The sequence below is a fragment of the Dehalobacter sp. TeCB1 genome (assembly GCF_001707455.1).
Classification (GTDB): Bacteria; Bacillota; Desulfitobacteriia; order Desulfitobacteriales; family Syntrophobotulaceae; genus Dehalobacter; species Dehalobacter restrictus.
The window spans coordinates 22,867-41,646 of the sequence record NZ_MCHF01000016.1; the positions used below are offsets into that span (position 1 = coordinate 22,867).

The 18,780-nt window shown below is 44.8% G+C and carries 15 protein-coding genes; 14 read left to right on the forward strand and 1 reads right to left on the reverse strand.

Annotation, left to right across the window (positions count from 1 at the left end; translation table 11 throughout):
• The 8 genes from A7D23_RS04775 (at nt 1) to A7D23_RS04810 (ending at nt 8,337) form a co-directional block, all read left to right on the forward strand.
• Nucleotides 1-1,056 carry a M20/M25/M40 family metallo-hydrolase gene (locus A7D23_RS04775; protein WP_019225351.1) on the forward strand — a complete coding sequence of 352 codons (1,056 nt, stop codon included), beginning with the start codon at nt 1-3 and terminating at the stop codon, nt 1,054-1,056.
• Between the two features lie 162 nt (nt 1,057-1,218).
• The gene (locus A7D23_RS04780) at nt 1,219-2,223 is read left to right on the forward strand and encodes a M20/M25/M40 family metallo-hydrolase (protein ID WP_019225352.1); all 1,005 of its coding nucleotides are present in this window, start codon (nt 1,219-1,221) and stop codon (nt 2,221-2,223) included.
• Between the two features lie 17 nt (nt 2,224-2,240).
• Entirely contained in the window at nt 2,241-2,990 is a 750-nt protein-coding gene (gene larB, locus A7D23_RS04785) for a nickel pincer cofactor biosynthesis protein LarB (protein WP_019225353.1), read from the forward strand.
• A 79-nt stretch (nt 2,991-3,069) separates the two neighbouring features.
• Nucleotides 3,070-3,795 (forward strand): membrane protein, encoded by a 726-nt coding sequence (locus A7D23_RS04790; RefSeq protein ID WP_019225354.1) that lies wholly within the window; start codon nt 3,070-3,072, stop codon nt 3,793-3,795.
• Nucleotides 3,746-4,279 carry an HD domain-containing protein gene (locus A7D23_RS04795; protein WP_019225355.1) on the forward strand — a complete coding sequence of 178 codons (534 nt, stop codon included), beginning with the start codon at nt 3,746-3,748 and terminating at the stop codon, nt 4,277-4,279. The genes A7D23_RS04790 and A7D23_RS04795 overlap by 50 nt, the downstream gene beginning before the upstream one ends.
• A 216-nt stretch (nt 4,280-4,495) precedes the next feature.
• The gene (gap, locus tag A7D23_RS04800; RefSeq protein WP_019225356.1) at nt 4,496-5,506 is read left to right on the forward strand and encodes a type I glyceraldehyde-3-phosphate dehydrogenase; all 1,011 of its coding nucleotides are present in this window, start codon (nt 4,496-4,498) and stop codon (nt 5,504-5,506) included.
• 247 nt (nt 5,507-5,753) lie between these two features.
• Nucleotides 5,754-7,481: a pyruvate kinase gene (gene pyk, locus A7D23_RS04805; RefSeq protein ID WP_026071839.1), complete on the forward strand. Its 1,728-nt coding sequence runs from the start codon at nt 5,754-5,756 to the stop codon at nt 7,479-7,481.
• A gap of 94 nt (nt 7,482-7,575) precedes the next feature.
• Entirely contained in the window at nt 7,576-8,337 is a 762-nt protein-coding gene (locus A7D23_RS04810; RefSeq protein ID WP_019225358.1) for a DeoR/GlpR family DNA-binding transcription regulator, read from the forward strand.
• 12 nt (nt 8,338-8,349) lie between these two features.
• Here the strand turns inward: A7D23_RS04810 and A7D23_RS04815 are convergent, their stop codons facing one another.
• Nucleotides 8,350-8,727: an HsmA family protein gene (locus tag A7D23_RS04815; protein ID WP_019225359.1), complete on the reverse strand. Its 378-nt coding sequence runs from the start codon at nt 8,725-8,727 to the stop codon at nt 8,350-8,352.
• Between the two features lie 181 nt (nt 8,728-8,908).
• Between A7D23_RS04815 and A7D23_RS04820 the strand changes: the two genes are divergently transcribed.
• The 6 genes from A7D23_RS04820 (at nt 8,909) to A7D23_RS04845 (ending at nt 18,550) form a co-directional block, all read left to right on the forward strand.
• Nucleotides 8,909-9,994: a MinD/ParA family protein gene (locus A7D23_RS04820; protein ID WP_019225360.1), complete on the forward strand. Its 1,086-nt coding sequence runs from the start codon at nt 8,909-8,911 to the stop codon at nt 9,992-9,994.
• Nucleotides 9,995-10,119: 125 nt separating this feature from the next.
• Nucleotides 10,120-11,655, forward strand: a complete 1,536-nt coding sequence (locus tag A7D23_RS04825; RefSeq protein WP_019225361.1) for a peptidoglycan DD-metalloendopeptidase family protein — start codon at nt 10,120-10,122, stop codon at nt 11,653-11,655.
• Between the two features lie 175 nt (nt 11,656-11,830).
• On the forward strand, nt 11,831-12,688 hold the full coding sequence (locus tag A7D23_RS04830; RefSeq protein WP_019225362.1) for a DegV family protein: 858 nt from the start codon (nt 11,831-11,833) through the stop codon (nt 12,686-12,688).
• Nucleotides 12,689-12,707: 19 nt separating this feature from the next.
• Complete coding sequence (gene miaB / locus A7D23_RS04835; protein WP_019225363.1) at nt 12,708-14,042, forward strand: tRNA (N6-isopentenyl adenosine(37)-C2)-methylthiotransferase MiaB; 1,335 nt, start codon at nt 12,708-12,710, stop codon at nt 14,040-14,042.
• Nucleotides 14,039-16,591, forward strand: a complete 2,553-nt coding sequence (gene mutS / locus A7D23_RS04840) for a DNA mismatch repair protein MutS (protein WP_019225364.1) — start codon at nt 14,039-14,041, stop codon at nt 16,589-16,591. Before miaB ends, mutS begins: the two co-directional genes overlap by 4 nt.
• 387 nt (nt 16,592-16,978) lie before the next feature.
• A complete protein-coding gene (locus A7D23_RS04845; protein WP_019225365.1) occupies nt 16,979-18,550 on the forward strand; it encodes an RNA-directed DNA polymerase in 1,572 nt (523 codons plus the stop codon).
• Nucleotides 18,551-18,780: the final 230 nt, after the last annotated feature.

Here is an 18,780-nt window from a genome sequence, read left to right on the forward strand (position 1 = left end):
ATGCTGTTAAAAGAATTATCTGAGCTTAACGGCGTATCCGGTAATGAAAAGACTGTCAGGGATTTTATCCTGGAACATCTTAAAGACCGACTCCAAGAAAATTTGAATTCGTGCAGGACGGATCATATAGGAAACCTGCTGGTAGAGAAGAAAGGGGCCGGCAAAGAATTCGGTGAAAATTTGCCAAAAGTCCTGGTCTGCGCCCATATGGATGAAATCGGCCTGATGGTTACGGAAATTACTACGGATGGCTATCTGAAGTTTCAGACCGTCGGCGGTGTTGAACCGGGAATTTTGATTGCCAAGACCGTCGTATTCGACAGCGGTCTGCAAGGCGTCATCGGTTTGAAAGCCGTTCATTTGCAGAAAACGGAGGAAAGAAAAAAAATCCCGGATATCGAGGATCTCTACATCGATATCGGGGCATCTTCCAAGGCAGAAGTAGAAAATGTTGTGAAACTGGGCGATTACGTCACGTTCCCAACAGTATTTGAAGAGATTGGTTCAGGACTGTACAAAGGCAAGGCCCTTGATGACAGGGTAGGCTGCGCGGCGGTCATAGAGCTCTTAGAACAGGATTATCCCTGTGATCTGACAGCTGTATTCACAGTACAGGAGGAGGTTGGCCTGCGCGGATCGAAAGTGGTAAGCAATTATCTTCAGGCAGATCTGGCCCTGGTTGTTGAGGCGACAGGCGCTGCAGATTTTACTGAATCCGAACGGGAAAACTGGATTGTCACACTAGGAAACGGTCCAGCCTGTTCGCTGATGGATTCCGCAACCGTCTATAGACCTGGACTCGTCCAAAAAGTGATGGCTGCAGCTGCAAAAAATAATATTCCGCTCCAATTCAGACAAGGGGCTGCCGCGGCCAATGATGCAGGAAATATCCATCAGGCCGGTATCGGCATACCTACGATTACACTCAGTGTACCGTGCCGGAATATCCATACGATGAGCTCCATTATTTGCCTAAAAGACTATCAGCACTGTATACAGCTTCTTCAATGCATTTTAAACGACATTCACGATTTCTTAAATTTTAATATTTCTTAATATAGTCTGAGGACCACAGTTCGGTGAAAAGCGAAGCTGGATGCGGAGCGCGGCTCTTTGCGCCAAGGATGGCATAAGAGCCGAAAAGCGGTATTGTGGGCCTCGAACTTACCCGAGAAAATACATCTAATGGAATCCCTGATAAGAAGTAGGAGGCTCTTTATGACAGATACAAAACCTTTAGACTCTTTAGATTTCACCTTACTTCAGCAGCTCACCCAGACTTTTGGTCCTTCAGGCCAAGAACATAACGTTGCGGCGCTGATTTTAGACCAGACAAAAAATGATGCTGATACCGCTTATACGGATACGTTGGGTAATCTGATTGTCAGAAAAAAAGGCCAGGGAAAGAAAATGATGATTGCCTGCCATATGGATGAAGTCGGCATCATGGTTACCCATATCAATAAGCAGGGCTATCTGTATTTTGCACCGGTTGGCGGTTTACGAGATCATGTTCTGCTCGCGCAGCGCTTTGTTTTTGCCAACGGAACAGTAGGTGTCGTCAGCCGTGAAGAGAAAAAGAAGCCGGATGAAAATTCACCGGAACGGCTGTTCCTCGATCTTGGAGCAACCAGTGAACAAGAGGCCAGAACGATGGTTCGGGAAGGCGATATGGCCGTATTCTCCGGAGCTTATCATGAGACCAAAGACTGTATGATCTCCAAAGCGCTGGATAACCGGGCAGGCTGTTTTATCGCCTTGGAAGTATTGAAAAGAGTCAGCAGCCAGAATGATTTGTACTTTGTGTTTACTGCCCAGGAAGAAGTAGGCGCGCGCGGAGCAAAAACAGCCGCCTACGCGCTGGAACCGGATCTCGCTTTGAATATCGATACGACGTTCAGTTTTGATATGCCCAGGGAATACGAGGTGCCGCGGACTTCTCTGAATAAAGGTATTGCGATTAAAGTGATGGACAGATCGATCGTCGTATCTCCCCAAATTAAAAACTGGATGGCCGAAATCGCCAAACAGCACGAGATACCCTATCAATGGGAAATCATTACAAAAGGAGGTACCGATTCCGGACCAGTTCACCTGACCAAAGGCGGGATCCCTACCGGGGGCTTGGCTGTTCCAGTCCGGCATCTGCATACGCCAGGGGAAATTGCGTCTAAAAACGATATTAGATCCGGTATATCGCTGTTGCTTGCCTTACTTGAATAAGAGAGAGTAGGAATAACATGAAAGATAAAATCAAACAAATCCTGAATCAGATTCAGGACAGTCAGATTTCAATCGATGAAGGCTTGCAGCAGCTTGAGCAGATGTACAGCTGTGACATGGGCTATGCGCGTTTGGATACTCACCGTCAGTATCGTAAGGGGTTTCCGGAAGCAATCTTTTGTCCGGGCAAAACGACAGACCAAATTGTTCAGATTGCCAAAAAACTGCATGAGGTTTCCGATCAGAACGTACTCGCAACAAGGGCCGGCAGGGAAGTCTATGAGGCCGTCTGCCGGGAGATCCCGTCGACTGAGTTCAATGAAACCTCCCGCACGATTGTGATCAGAAAAGGGGTTCAAAGGTCTGTTGGCAATATCCTCGTTGTGAGTGCAGGTACTTCAGATCTGCCAGTTGCCGAAGAGGCAGCTGTAACCGCGGAAGCTATGGGCAATAAGGTCGAACGCATGTATGATACAGGCGTAGCAGGTCTTCACCGACTATTGTCCCAATCGGAGCGGCTGCAGCAGGCCAAGGTGCTGATTGTTGTCGCCGGGATGGACGGCGTGCTGCCAAGTGTTGTCGGTGGACTGGCCGCCAGTCCGGTCATCGCGGTCCCAACAAGTGTCGGTTATGGCGCGAATTTTGGCGGACTCGCCCCTTTGCTTACCATGCTGAACAGCTGCTCGGAAGGAATCGGCGTTGTTAATATTGACAACGGGTTTGGAGCCGGGTATCTGGCTTCGCTGATTAATCAGGCGGGAATATAACCAGACCTAAAAAATAAAAGAATTTGTAAAATTATTGCGATAATTATCTTAGTCTTAAATGGAGGAAGGAGGGGGAATCATGGGAAGCAGCGGAATGGATATTCTGTTATTCTTTACAATCTATTCTTTTTTAGGCTGGATGCTGGAATCGGGGTTTGCCTGCATCGTCCATGGAAAATTTATCAACAGGGGCTTTTTAGCCGGATTCTTTTGTCCGCTTTATGGTTTCAGCGCTGTTTTAGTGCTTCTTTCTTCCGAATGGGCGAGTTCCGTCTTTGGAAGCTCACCGGCCGCAGTACTGATCAGTATTTTGATGGCTGTCCTGGTTGTTACCGGATTGGAATATCTGACGGGGTTTCTTCTGGAAAAAATATTTCACTACAAATGGTGGGACTACAGCAATAAAACCGCCAATCTAAAGGGGTATATCTGTCTGGAATATTCTGTACTCTGGGGTTTGCTGGCCTTTGTGCTGCTCCAGTATGTTCATCCGGTCATTTCTGCAAGGGTATTCTTGATACCGGTGGAAGTCAAGGCGTATCTGGTCATTGCGTTTGTTGTCTACTTTTTCGCAGATACAGTGAAATCTGTCGGCGATGCGCTGAATCTCAGGGAAGTCATTCTGAATTATGCCAACGTCCCCGTAATCAAATATCGAGAAAAGGTATTGAAATACAAACGGTTTTTTCTGGCTTTTCCACTCCTGATGGTTTTGAATGCGGGTATCATTAACCGTGATGTAAGGAGCATCCTGAATGAAAGGCTTAACAAAATTAAGATCGAACTTAAAGACAGGTTTCAGTGATTTCGATGAATACCGGGACTGTATTCAGGAATTGATCATTAACGAAAAACTGTATGTCATGGAGAAGTATATTCATCATAAGCATATTACCTGTCTGGAACACAGCTTTTCCGTGTCCTACACCAGTTTTATTCTTTGCCGTAGACTGGGGCTCGACTTCCGGTCTGCGGCGCGGGGCGGACTCCTGCACGACTTTTTTCTGTATGACTGGCATACGACGAAACCGGAAAAGGGGTTGCACGGATTTACCCATCCGTCAGCTGCCCTGGAAAATGCCGGAAAGTATTTTATTTTGAATGATGTGGAAAAGGACATTATTGTCAAGCATATGTGGCCCTTAACTGTGAAACTGCCGCGCTATACGGAATCGTTTGTTGTCGCCTTCGCAGATAAATACTGCGCACTGTTTGAAATCATTATTCCAAGATCGGCGATAGCAAGGAAGGATTGTTTAAAAACGTTGATGATCACTAACCACAATTAGAGAGAAAATAATAAACCAGGATAGTATCTCATTAGGTTATCCTGGTTTTTTCATGCAGTAATCCTTGAAATTTCCTGAAAGATTTGTTCTTTTCTGGGGACGCTATGTTCATATGCAATTTCAAAACAAAAATGTGCGAATTAACATTTTAAAGCAGGAATATGTTCATTTACACGGAATATATATGTTTAAATAAACATTTGGAGGATGATATTTATGTCCGTTAAAGTAGCAATCAATGGTTTTGGCAGAATTGGAAGGCTTTGTATGAGAGCTTTCCTTGAATCTTCAGGGGATTTGGAAGTCGTTGCAGTCAATGATCTTGGCAAAGCAGATATGCTGGCGCATTTGCTGAAATACGATTCTACCCACGGTACACTGCCTTACGATGTTATCGTCGAAGATGGTGTGATGAAGGTCAAAGGAAGCACCATCAAACTTTTGGCCGAAAAAAACCCGGAAGAGCTGCCCTGGAAAGAACTGGGCGTCGATGTCGTGATTGAATCGACCGGAAGATTTGTGGACAGGGAAGGCGCAGGTAAACACCTGAAAGCAGGGGCTAAAAAGGTTGTTATTTCGGCACCCGGGAAAGATGAAGATCTCACGATTGTGATGGGTGTCAATGACGACAAATATGATCCGGCCAAACATCATATCATTTCCAACGCTTCTTGTACCACCAACTGCCTGGCTCCTGTTGCGAAAGTGATTATGAAAGAATTTGGCATCGAGCACGGAATGATGACGACAACGCACTCCGTAACCAATGACCAGAGAATTCTAGACTTTGAGCATTCTGACTGGCGCAGAGCCAGAGCTGCATTCCAATCAATGATCCCGACAACCACAGGAGCGGCAAAAGCTGTGGCCCTTGTTTTGCCGGAACTCAAAGGAAAGCTGAATGGTCTGGCAGTAAGAGTCCCGACACCGAATGTGTCTTTGGTCGATTTTGTTGTGAATGTCAGCAAAGCGACGACGAAGGAAGAAGTCAATGCCAAGCTTAAACAGGCTGCAGAAGGTGAGCTTAAAGGAATCCTTTCCTATAACGAACTCCCCCTTGTTTCGAGCGATTATAACGGCAATAATGCCAGTTCGATTGTTGACGGACTGTCCACAATGGTTATCGGGGATAAGATGGTCAAAGTCCTGGCCTGGTATGACAATGAATCCGGCTATTCGAACAGGGTGATCGATGTGATCAAGATGATGGCTGCCCGCGGGTTTTAATTAATATCTTGGGTAAATAACATTTTTAGTATCTCGGGCCTGTCTGCATGCCACAATTCCGCTTCCAGCCGTTGTGTCCTCCTTGACACAAACGGCTGCGCTACGCGTCCTGCTTCGCTTGACGCTGGAATTGTGGCACGCAGACAAAATCTGGAGTAATGTAGATGAATCTTTGCATGACAGTTTATTTTTCGTAGGCAAATTAAGTATGTCGTGTTAGCCAAATTCAGTAAGAGAGGGCGATATGATGCGAAGAACCAAGATCATTTGTACGATCGGTCCCGCCAGTGAGCATCCGGATAAGATCAGACAGCTGATTCAGTCCGGCATGAATGTGGCCAGACTTAACTTTTCTCACGGCAGTCATGAGGCGCATGGAAAAACAATTGTGAACCTCAGAGCTGCTGCAGAACAAACCGGTGTTAATCTGGGGATCCTGCTGGATACCAAAGGTCCGGAGATTCGTACAGGCTTGGTTCCTGAGCAAGGGGTCCATCTGGAAAACGGAAGCAGCTTTATGCTTGATCAGGATGAAAGCCTCGGTTCAGCTGAGCGGGTCTTTGTGACCTATCCGGATCTCTGGAGCGAGGTTGTGCCCGGAAATCATATTCTGCTGAGTGACGGGCTGCTTGACCTGGAAGTCACCTCAGCTGAGAATGGACAAATCACGACGATCGTCAGGAACGGGGGCCTGCTAAAATCCCAAAAAGGGGTCAATGTTCCCGGCGCCAGCATTCAGCTGCCGGCTCTCACGCTGAAAGATATCGAAGATATTCAGTTTGGGCTGCGAAACGGGATTGATTTTATCGCGGCTTCCTTTACCCGCAAGGCTTCGGATATTCTGGAAGTGCGGAAGGTTGTCGAGGAAGCGAACGCTGCGGTAAAGATTATCGCCAAGATTGAAAGTCATGAAGGCATACGTAATATCGACAGTATTTTGGAAGTTGCCGACGGTATTATGGTAGCCCGGGGAGACCTCGGCGTGGAGATCCCGGTGGAAGAAGTCCCAATTTTTCAAAAAGAGATTATTTGCAAATGCAATGCGTTGGGCAAAACAGTCATTGTAGCGACGCAGATGCTGGAATCGATGACGCACCAGCCGCGTCCGACCAGAGCAGAAGCAAGTGATGTTGCCAATGCAATTTTAGACGGCACGGACGCGATCATGCTCTCCGGTGAGACTGCAGCCGGTGAATTTCCGGTCGAAGCGGTACAGACAATGGATAAAATAGCGCACAAGGCTGAAGGGATATTTTTTAAGACCAGTGCCCCGTTGGAAAAAGGACGCAATATTGCCGACGCGATCGGTCATGCCAGTTATACCATAGCAGCGGATCTGAACGCGGCCGCAATCATTACGCCGACCCAGTCCGGCAAAACAGCCAGAATGATTTCCCGTTACCGGCCGAAGTCGTTGATCATCGCAACAACGCCTTATCCCGAAGTAGCGAGAAGCCTGACCCTCAGCTGGGGTGTTCATACCATCATTGTCCCGGAAAGTACAGGAACGGACCAACTGCTTTCCGTTGCCGTGACAAGATCTTTGGATCAGAAATTGATTCAAACCGGCGATGTTGTTGTGCTGACTGCGGGTGTCCCGGTCGGTAAAGTTGGCACGACCAATCTGATCAAAGTCCAGGTGGTCGGGAATGTGCTGGCAAGAGGTACAGGGATCGGACGAAGAGCTTATTCGGGGAAAGCAAGCAAAGCTAGCGATCCGGAGAAATTCAGCCAAGGGGATATTTTTATAGCACCTTTTACCGATGCCGAGCAGCTGCCGGTTATGGCGAAAGCCGGTGCAGTTGTGGTTGAACGCGGAGGACTGACCTCGCATGCAGCCATCGTTGCTTTGGAATATGGGATTCCGGCAATCGTCGGAGCGGATGATGCTGTACAGAAGATTCAGGAAGGTGTTTTAATTACTGTAGACGCCTTGTCCGGCGTTGTCTATGAGGGTTCCGTTGCAATACTATAAACAAAGAACTGGCAGATCTAATACCTTGTCATACTTAAATAAACTTTAATATGGCAATAGCATGAAATGCATATATAAAGCTGGAGGTGGGCAGTTGACAGCGGGCAGACAGGAAAAAATCAGATATTTGCTCCAAAAACACGGGCATTTGACGGTAGCGGAACTGGCTGCTGAGTTTAATGTTTCCGAAATGACCATACGCCGTGATCTTAAACAGCTTGCTTTGATGGGCTTGATTCAGCGGGAACACGGCAAAGCCGTTTATCCTCAAAACCCTCAAATTAAGAATACCGTCTTTACTACGCGGATCGGCGAAGCCCAAAGTGAAAAGCTTAGCATTGGCCGAGCAGCTGCTGGTCTGATTAATGAAGGAGAATCCGTAATTCTAGATTCCGGAACGACGACACTGGCGATTGCGCTCGCCCTTGACATAAAATGCACGGTTGTAACGAATTCCCTTGCCGTTGCCGAAATACTCAGTATGCGTGAAGATATCACGACCGTCTTAACAGGCGGGGAAGTGCAAAGCACGACCTATTCGCTGCTGGGGCCGATGACCAGGGAAAATCTAGATGGTTTCTATGCGGATAAACTGTTTCTGTCGGCGACAGGCATCAGCACGGAAAAAGGTCTTTCGACATCGAGCATGATTGAATCCGAAGTCAAACAGGCCATGATTACTTCGGCCAGGGAAGTTATTCTTGTCGCTCACAGTGCGAAACTTGGTCATATTCTCTACCATACATTTGCTAAATGGGAAAAAGTGAATCAATTTATCACAGATGCTGGAGCTTCTCCGGAACAAATAAAAAGAATTGAACAATATGGTGTAAAAGTCACGCTTACTTCTCCCTGAGCATTACTTTTCTTATACGCTAGCACCGAATATTGCACCGGTAATCATCGGGATCAACCAGATAACCCACACAAGAATACTGAATTTATGAAATTTACCAATCATTTGCTCATTGTTTTTCATCAAGACGACTGTTGCCCAAATGGCATGAAAAAACATAATGATAATCGCCGCGAGACCGGTGAGACCATGAAAAGTGAATTGAAGCAGGCCTCCTACCATAAGTCCCATTGCCCCAGTTCCAATGGTATCGCAGATCAGGCCGCAATAAAAGGTTATGACATGCCACCATTTCAGTCTGCGTTGAAAATGCTCGCTCCAGACGCCGATGCTGTAAATCAGTAAAGCTAAAGAAATGAAAACCATTCCGATTAAACCATACGTACTCATTAATAATCCTCCTGTATGATCCAGTTAATGCTACTTTGTAACTATCATATCAGAAAGAGGTAAAAATGGTAATATGTAATGATTGCCCATCTCTCGCAATCATTTTTTTTATCTGCGCAGAAGGGAACTTGTCCTTCGTTGTAGAAAATTATATAGCAGTTCAGAATTCAGGAGGAAATTAATGAATCAGCCACAATTCTTTGCAGGACAAAAACTTAATTTTACGACTAACTCCGAATTGTTTCACGACATCTATACTGCAGAAATAAAGAATGTATTCCCTGACCGCTTGGAATTGGCAATCACTTTACATAAAGGTTATCTGCTGCTGATCCCGATTGGTACCGTGATACGCTGGCTGGTTTCCGATTCGAAAATCGTCCTTACATCCGAAGTGATTTCCCGGCAGCCGGCTCAGCAGAGCTGGTGCGTTACGATTCCAACTGTCCAGAGACAGCAAAAAAAATCCAGAGTCATTGCGATCGGCAGCGGTAAGGGAGGAGTTGGTAAAACTTCACTCGCTATCAATTTGAGTATGGCTTTAAGCCAGCTTGGTAAAAGAGTCATTATCCTTGATGCCGATATTGGGATGGCCAATGTCGAATTATTGTTGAAATTGAATAATCCGCTGAACCTTACCCATGTCCTGAAAGGCGAGTGCACCTTAAAGGACATTCTGACTCCCGGTCCGGGAGGAATTAAGCTTCTGCCGGGTTCAAGTGGCATTTCATCATTAACAAATCTCAGTCCTCTTCAGTTTAACCGTATCATATCCGGATTTGCGGATCTGGAAGGTGAATGCGATATCTTTCTGATCGATACCGGAGCAGGTATTTCGGAAGTCGTACTTAAATTTTTGGAGGCTGCGGATGACCTGCTGCTGGTTACCACCACAGAACCGCACGCGATGATGGATACATACGGACTGACCAAAGCGCTGGCGTACCGCAATTCGAATATCCGTCCTTACCTGGTGATCAATCGCTGTGAAGATGAAGCCGAAGCGATAAAGTGCTGTGAAACATTTAAGAAAGCTTCGTCCAAATATCTCAAGCTGCAGCCGGAACTGCTTGGCTGGATTTACGATGACAAAAAAGTCACAAAATCCTTAAAGAGTCAAAACCCCTTATTTTTATCCCAGCCTAATTCTGAATATGCAGTTCAGGTCCTCAGCATCGCCAAAACGCTTCTTGGGAAAAGAGTCACCCATGAAAGGTCCACGGGAATTTTGTCCTTTATCAATAAAATTAAAAGAAATTTTGCCTAGAATATAAGGAATTTCTCAAGGAATAAACGTGTGAGCCAATGAATTGGAAAATTCCTGTATTTTCTTAAGGCTTAATTAATGGTATGATATAGCAGTGTACGAATGACAAGCTAAGGGAGGCGAGAATGATTAGTAGAAAGATAAACAAAAATTATCTGGACAAAATCATACAAAAATTTAAAAAAGTGAATACTGCAGAGGCTTTGGCTAAGCAAGCAAAAAAAATAAAATTTGGCATCGTGAACTTAGCAAATAAAATCGAATATAAAGAAATTTTTTCGAAGACGGCAGCAAAGATTAAAAATATTTCCTGGAAATCTCCAAAGACGATCGGGATCACCGTGCTGGCTTTGGCAGTGATTTTCAGTGGTTGTTTTTATTTTAGCTCGACAACTCCGGCAGTAGGTATTGTTGTAAACGGTAAAAACATTGGTTATGCAGCAAGTAAGTCTGAGGCTAAACGACTGGTTCAAGAGATTCTTACCCAGCAGGGGAACGCAGCCGGAACCGTTGCTCAGACCAGCGATACCATAGAATATAAAAGTCTAAGATTAAAGAATGAAGATTATACCGGGCCGGTGTCTAAAGATGTTTTGGCAAATGCCATTAAGCCGTACGTCAATGGCTATGGGCTACAGGTGAATGGCAAAGTCGTGGTTGTTTTAGCCAACGAACAAGACATCAATACTTTGTTGAAAAAGTATGAGGATTATCAGACGAAGCCTTCGAAAAATAATACTGTTTCTTCAGTTAAAATTGTCGAACCGGTCTCCAAAATTGCATCAAAGGTTCACCCGAGTGAAGTCAAGACAGTTGATGCCGCTTTGGAAATCTTGGTTAAAGGCGATGTGGCAGAAACCACGTATACCATTCAAGAAGATGATTCTTTATGGCTGATTGCCCGTAAGAACAATATGCTGACAGACGAAGTGATTGCTGCTAACCCGGGATTTACTGAAGACTCAGTAATTCAGCCAGGACAGAAAATCAAGCTTGTTCAAACAAAGCCTTACCTTACAGTACGAAGTGAAGGTACGAAAGTAGTCAGTGAGGTTGTTCCGTTTGATGTGCTTTCCAAGACGGACAGCAGTCTCGGCTACGGCAAGAGTATCATCAAGCAGGCGGGTAAAGATGGTGAAAAGGCCGTTACATATTCGTATGTTGAGGAAAATGGTAAAATGATCGAAAAGCAGGTTGTCAAGGAAGAAGTCGTCAATAAACCTGTAAATCAGATTGTTGCTAAAGGACCTGGCCGCTCAATTGTCTATGTTGGGACATCCCGCGGATCCGGCAGTATCTCCGGTTTAAGCTGGCCCATCAGCGGAGGTATTACCTCCTATTATGGTTCTCGTCATGGCAGCTTCCATACTGGAATCGACATTGATGGAGTTACCGGCCAGCCCTATTATGCGGCTGCTTCCGGCACCGTTGTAGAAGCAGGATGGGATGGCGGATATGGATACTGCATCATGATCGATCATGGTAATGGCGTATCTACCCGGTATGGTCACTCATCCAAACTATTTGTCAGTGTCGGACAAACTGTATCGAAAGGCCAAAACATCGGCAATGTAGGCTCAACCGGCAATTCAACAGGATCACATTTGCATTTTGAAGTAATCATTAACGGCAGTACTGTAAATCCTTTGAACTATCTCTAAAACAGGAATAAAATAGCGCTTGGACAAGCGCTATTTTTTTTAACTGTCTAGGTTATCGAAAAGCTGTACATTTTCCGATAGATCGAAGTGCAACCTAAGTTTTCTAAAAAACTTGACAAATAGGATGTAATTGGTAGGATTATTTATAATATCTTTTTTTGGATGGAGTGATAGCATGCCATTTCAGATCGTAGTAGACAGCGCTTCAGATATGCCAAGAGATCTAGCTGAAAAACTTGGGATTGTTGTTGTCCCGATGCCGGTAAATATTGATGGGGTTACCTATGCTGAAGGGATCGATATTTTTCCGGACAAGTTTTACGCTAACTTCAAAGACTATAAAGAACTCCCGAAGACTTCGCAGCCTAATTTGAATCTCTTAAAGGACGCCTACGAAAAAGTATTGGCTGAAGGTAAAGAGGTCATTGCCATACACCTGTCTTCCGGCTTAAGCTCAACTTGTCAAACGGCAGTGATGGTGCGGGAAATGTGCAGCGCTTCGGAGAAAATACATATCATCGACAGCCTTGGTGCATCTTTGGGATTTGGACTGCAGGCCATACTTGCGTCAGAAATACTGAAGCATACCGATACCTGGCAGGAGATTGAACCGCAAATCATGGAGATTAAAAATAAAATGCGGTACATTTTTACCATTGATACGCTGGAGTACCTTGTGAAGGGCGGAAGATTAAGCAAAACAGCCGGATTCGTCGCCGGACTTTTGGATGTCAAACCGATCCTGCACATGAATACGGAAGGAAAAATTGACGTATTTAACAAAGTCAGATCCAGAAAAGCTGCGATCCGCAAGCTTATTGAAATCATGAAAAATGAGATCGTTGAAGCAGAAAAGCAAGTGATCGGAATTTCTCATTCGGCATGTTTGGAAGAAGCCAAAGCCCTGGCTGAAGAAATCAAAAATACACTGCCGGTCAAAGACGTAATTATTAGTGATATTGGCTGTGTTGTAGGCAGTCATGTCGGACCGGGAACGCTGGCACTTTACTACCAGTCCGTTCCGAAGATGTAATAGAGGATTGATTGAATACATGTCGAACAAAATCAATAAGAAAGTGTGTACGATTTCGTATGGCTGTCAAATGTCCGAGCGGGATGCCGAGACCTTGACGGCCATTTCGGAAAAAAACGGGTACGCGCGCACCGAGAACCCTGAACAAGCCGATTTGATTATCATTAATACCTGCTGCGTCAGAGAAAGCGCCGAAAATAAAATTATTGGCAAAATCGGTCAATTGAAAAAACTGAAAGAAAAAAAACCGCAGCTCAAGATTGCGGTTGCCGGATGCATGATTCAACAGCCCGGCCTTCTGGAAAAACTCCAAAAAAGAGCCCCTCATGTCGATATCTGGACAGGGACCTTTGATCATCATCAATTTGAAGGTTTGCTGAGAACAGCGGATCAGGGCGGAAAAGCCTCGCTTGTTTCCGAGGCGGCCTGTGAAACCACTGAGGTTGTTCCTTTGGCTGAAAAAGGAAAGCTTCGCACCAATGTCAACATCATGTATGGCTGTGACAATTATTGTGCCTATTGCATTGTTCCTTATGTCAGGGGAAGGGAACGCAGCCGGCCGATGGACGTCATTCTGGACGAAATCAGGACACTTGTTGAAAATGGCTGCAGTGATGTGACCTTGCTTGGCCAGAATGTCAATTCCTACGGGAAAAAAGACGGTTTTGCCTATGATTTTTCCGATTTGCTGACTGAAATCGATCAAATCGAAGGGCTTTACCGAATCCGGTTTATGACCTCTCATCCGAAAGATTTCAGTGATAAGCTGATCGAGACGGTAGCCCGCGGTGAGCATATCTGTGAACACTTCCATCTGCCATTCCAGGCCGGAAGCAATCAAGTGCTGGCGGCAATGAACAGAGGGTACACCAGGGGATATTATCTGGAAAGAATTGCGCGTATTCTGGAAATTGTGCCCGAGGCCCGATTGACAACCGATATTATTGTTGGGTTTCCCGGAGAAACGGAAAAAGATTTTGAACTGACGCTTGATCTTGTCAATACAGTGCCTTTCAACCAGGCTTTTACCTTCATGTTTTCCAAACGGTCCGGGACAGCGGGGGCGTTGCTTCAGGATCAGGTTCCGCTCGATATCAAGAAAAACCGTCTGCAGAGACTGATGGCGCTTCAAAATTCTCAGAGTCTGAGCTGGCGCCAGAAAATGATTGGCAACCGCTATGAAATTCTGGTGGAAGGACCCAGTAAGTCGGATCCTAAATATTTAACAGGCCGTACCAGAGGAAATGAGATTGTTGTATTCGAAAGCAGGGAGGACTTGGTTGGTTCACTTGTTTCGGTTACAATCAGATCTGCAAATTCCTGGACGCTTTTTGGGGAGCTAAGTGAACCATGAATACACCCATGCTGCAGCAATATCAAGAGATAAAGAACAGGGTACCGGATACGATCCTGTTTTTCAGGCTTGGCGATTTTTATGAAATGTTTGGCCAGGATGCCGAGACCGCTGCTCCGGTTCTGGAAATTGTGCTAACGGCGCGGGACGCAGGCAAGGGCCAGAAAATACCCATGTGCGGAGTTCCGCATCATGCCGTGGACGGTTATCTTCTGAAATTGGTCGCTGCCGGATTTAAAGTTGCCATTTGTGAACAAATGGAAGATCCTCAAGCCAGTAAAGGAATTGTCAAAAGAGACATTGTCCGGATTGTGACGCCGGGTACGCTGGACAGTATCAGCTCGGAAACAAAGAACAACTTTCTGGCGTGTGTCTATAAGGAGAAAACGTGGGCGCTCGCTTATCTCGACATCACAACGGGTGATTTCCGGATCATGGAGACGCCTTCCATTCAGATCCTGCAGGCAGAATTAAACCGTATTGCACCTTCCGAACTTATCCTGTCCAAGGACGTTGCGATGCTGTCCAAACTATTTACGGATTATTATTTGACAGCGATCGAAAAAAATTTGTTCCTGAGGACGGCTGAACTTAGTGAAAGATTTAAGAAGCAGGCAGAGCTTTTGCAGCAAATGCCGGTTGCCTGCAAAGCTGCCGCCGGACTTTGGCAGTATATCAGTCAGAATATCCCCAACTCGGGACAGGAACATATCCTGCGCATTTCGGTGAGCCAAAGCAGTACGGCAATGGTTCTCGACAAATGGACTAGAAGGAATCTTGAACTTGTCGAATCACTGCGAACCAGCGATGAGAAAGGGACCTTATTTTCCACCCTGAATTTAACCAAAACAGCCTTTGGAGCCAGACTGCTCAGAAACTGGGTGCAGCAACCCTTACGCGATCCTGAAAGCATTAATGAACGACTGGCTTCTGTCGAAGAGTTAACACGGAATACTTTTTTACGCCAAGATATACAAAAAGCTTTGACAACAGTGTATGACCTGGAAAGGCTGCTTGGCAAACTGTCCCTCGGCAAAGCAAGTCCCCGGGATCTGCTGGCGTTGGGCAGCACGTTATCCTGCCTGCCTACGGTCAGGGATTGCATCACTGACAACGGTTCTCAGAAGTTAGCTAAATATCTGCCATCCCTGGCAGGACTTGATGACCTTGCGCAGGAACTGCTTGCGGCCATAAACCCTGAAGCACCATACTCTCCGAAGGACGGAAATATTATTCAGAACGGCTATTCAGCAGAAATTGACAGTTTGCGGGCGATATCGTCCGGCGGCAAAGAATGGATTGCCCGCCTGGAAAATCAGGAAAGAGAACGCACCAGAATCCGTTCGTTGAAGATCGGCTTTAATAAGAACTTTGGGTACTTTATTGAAATCACCAATGCGAATGCTCATTTGATTCCGGATGATTATCAGCGAAAACAGACGCTGGTCAATGCCGAGCGATTCATCACCCCGGAATTAAAAGAATACGAGCAGCGCGTCCTGACTGCGCAGGACAGGCTCAGTGATCTCGAATATCAGCTGTTTTCTGTGCTTCGGGACAAGGTTCTGGCTTGTTCGCTGCTGATCATTAACGCTGCCCAGTCGTTGGCTGAAATCGATGTTTTTGTCTCCTTGGCCGGAGCCGCCATTCAAAACAATTATGTCAAACCGGAAATACGCTCCGATGGGATCATTCATATTGTTGAGGGACGGCATCCGGTTGTGGAAAGAATCTGTGATACGTTTGTTCCGAATGATACGCATCTTACCCGTAATAAACACCTTGCACTGATTACCGGCCCCAATATGGCCGGGAAATCGACCTATATGCGCCAGGTAGCCCTGATCGTTTTAATGGCCCAGATCGGCAGCTTCGTGCCGGCTCAGAAGGCCGCCATTTCGATCGCCGACTGTATTTTTACCCGGGTAGGAGCTGCCGATAACCTGGCAGCAGGGCAAAGTACATTTATGGTCGAAATGAACGAAGTCGCCCATATTCTTAAAAATGCCACGGCGGACAGTTTAATTATTTTGGACGAAGTCGGCAGAGGAACAGCAACGTTTGACGGTCTCAGTCTGGCCTGGGCGATTGCCGAGCACCTGGTCGAAACCCCCGACATTAAAGCCAAAACATTATTTGCGACACATTACCACGAGCTAACCGAATTGGAAGAACGTTATCCTGAAGTTTTTAATCTGCATGTGGCTGTTAGGGAACAGGGGGACGACGTTGTTTTCCTGCATAAAATACTTCCCGGCAAAGCTGACCGGAGCTATGGCCTTCATGTGGCGAAGATTGCTGGCCTTCCGCCCCATCTCTTAAAAAGAGCGGCCATCATTCTCGGTGAACTCGAAAATTCCCCGACCCAGCGCAAGATAGTGAAAGCTGTTGATGCCAATATGCTGCAGCCGTCGCTGTTTGATACCCAGAGCACGCATCCGATATTCAAGGAGCTTGAAGAGCTGGATCTGGATAATCTTGCACCGCGTCAGGCGATGGATTACTTGTATGATCTTATTAGCCGAGTTAAGGCTACGAAGATTATTTAACGGCATTTCTGTGTGTTATTGTGTAATATCGTAATGAGGTCTTTGTGCATTCTATAAATCAGTTATTATGTTGTGGCCTTTTTTGAAAGAACTAATCACATTTGGGGCCTGTCTGTGTGCCACAATACCGCTTTCGGCTATTGCGCCCTCCGTGGCGCAAAAAGCCGCGCTGCGCACTCCATGCTCCGCTTGTCGCGGAACTGTGGCACCCAGACTGATAATAAGCATGTTAGGGTAGTTTTCTTGCCAGAATGTGTCTTAATGTAGATTCCATTTAATGAATGATTTCTGATATCTTTGAGAAAGCATAACAGTCTAGAAGTAATCTGTCTAGAGTGGGATATAGACGTTAGACGCCATAACTATTTAAAGAAGAGGATAATAAAGTTGTTAAAGTTAGCTGAAAAAAGTTTAGATTGGGCAATGTTACACATTGAGAATTATGGGGATACTGATATTTTCCCAATTCCATTCGAATTTGAGGCTATTCGGAATCGATGGAACCAGGACATTCGGCCATGGTTAAGAGGCCAAGATATCTTACAATGGATTCCCAGACCGTATAGGAGATGTCTTACTCCTAAACATAGATATGGCTTTCGCATAGCAACTCAATTAGATCCTTTAGAATCAATTGTTTTTACCGCGCTAGTTTTGGAAATTGGGAAAGATATTGAAGCGGCACGAATTCCAAAGGAAGAAAATATTGCTTTTTCACATAGATTTGCCCCAAAAGTAAGTGGAAAAATGTATGATGTTAAGTATACGTGGGATTCATTTCAAGATTACTCTAGGGAACTTGTAGAGAGCAATGAATATAGCTATGTTGTTTTAGCAGATATTGCAGATTTTTATCCGCGAATCTACTTTCATCCTTTAGAAAATGCATTAAGTGAATGTACTAAAAAAAATAATCATGTTTTAGCTATAACTTCGATGATAAAAAACTGGAATTTTAGCGTATCCTACGGAATACCAGTTGGAGCGGCTGCTTCTAGAATATTAGCTGAACTAGTTATAGATGATGTAGATAGGGGGCTACTTAGCGAAGGTGTTAAACATTGCCGTTATGTTGATGATTATCGTATCTTCTGTAAAAATGAAAGAGAGGCACATGAAAAATTAGCTCTATTAGCTAATATATTATTTGAAAATCATGGACTAACTTTGCAACAACACAAAACAAGAATCCTTGATATAAGAGAATTTAACGATCGTTATCTCCAAAGAGAGAACAATCAAGAGTTAAATAGTTTAAGTGATAAATTCTATGAGATATTGGATGATTTAGGAATAGAAAATATATATGAAGAAATAGATTATAATGATTTGAAGCCAGAGGTACAAGCTCAGATAGATAGCTTAAATTTAATGGGTATTCTTGAAGAACAGGTAAATTCAAAGGAAACAATTGATACTCCTTTAGTTGGTTTTATTCTAAAAAGATTAAAGCAGATAGACAGTGAGGACTCGGTTGACTTAGTACTAAATAATATCAACCAGCTTTACACAGTTTTTAAAGATGTAATGACATATATTACTAGTCTTCGAGCATTGGACAATACTAAAAAGCATGAAATCGGAAGTAAGCTTATTCAGTTGCTTGATGATTCAATTGTTTCTCATCTTGAGTACCATCGTCTTTGGATTTTTGACACATTTACTAAAGACCGTGAATGGGACAATGAGGGTAAATTTGTAAGCCTGTATAATAGCTACCATGATGAATTTTCACAGAGGAAGTTAATACTAGCCTTGGGACGTGCTCAACAACATTCTTGGTTTAAGAGTCGAAAACGAACTGTTAATCAAATGTCACCGTGGTTAAAAAGAGCATTTCTAGCGGCTGCCAGTTGTTTACCTGGCGATGAGGCAGAACATTGGTATAGATCTCTACAAACAAGTCTTGATCCACTTGAGTTAGCTATTACGAAATGGGTAAAAGAAAATCCATTTTAGCAGTTACGGCGTCTAACACGGTGTTTACGCAACTTTTTGGCTTTTTTTCTAGTTGGCTTAATAGGTGCAGCAGTTTCAGTTTATTGTCAGGTACAATATGCTAATTCCAAAATTACAATGGAAGAAAAGGTTGACAATATCTCGAAACATGAATGCGCTTAACGTATAGCATACAAAAAGCTTAAAATAATACGTAACTTGATAATAATACTGTCTGCGTAATCAGTAAC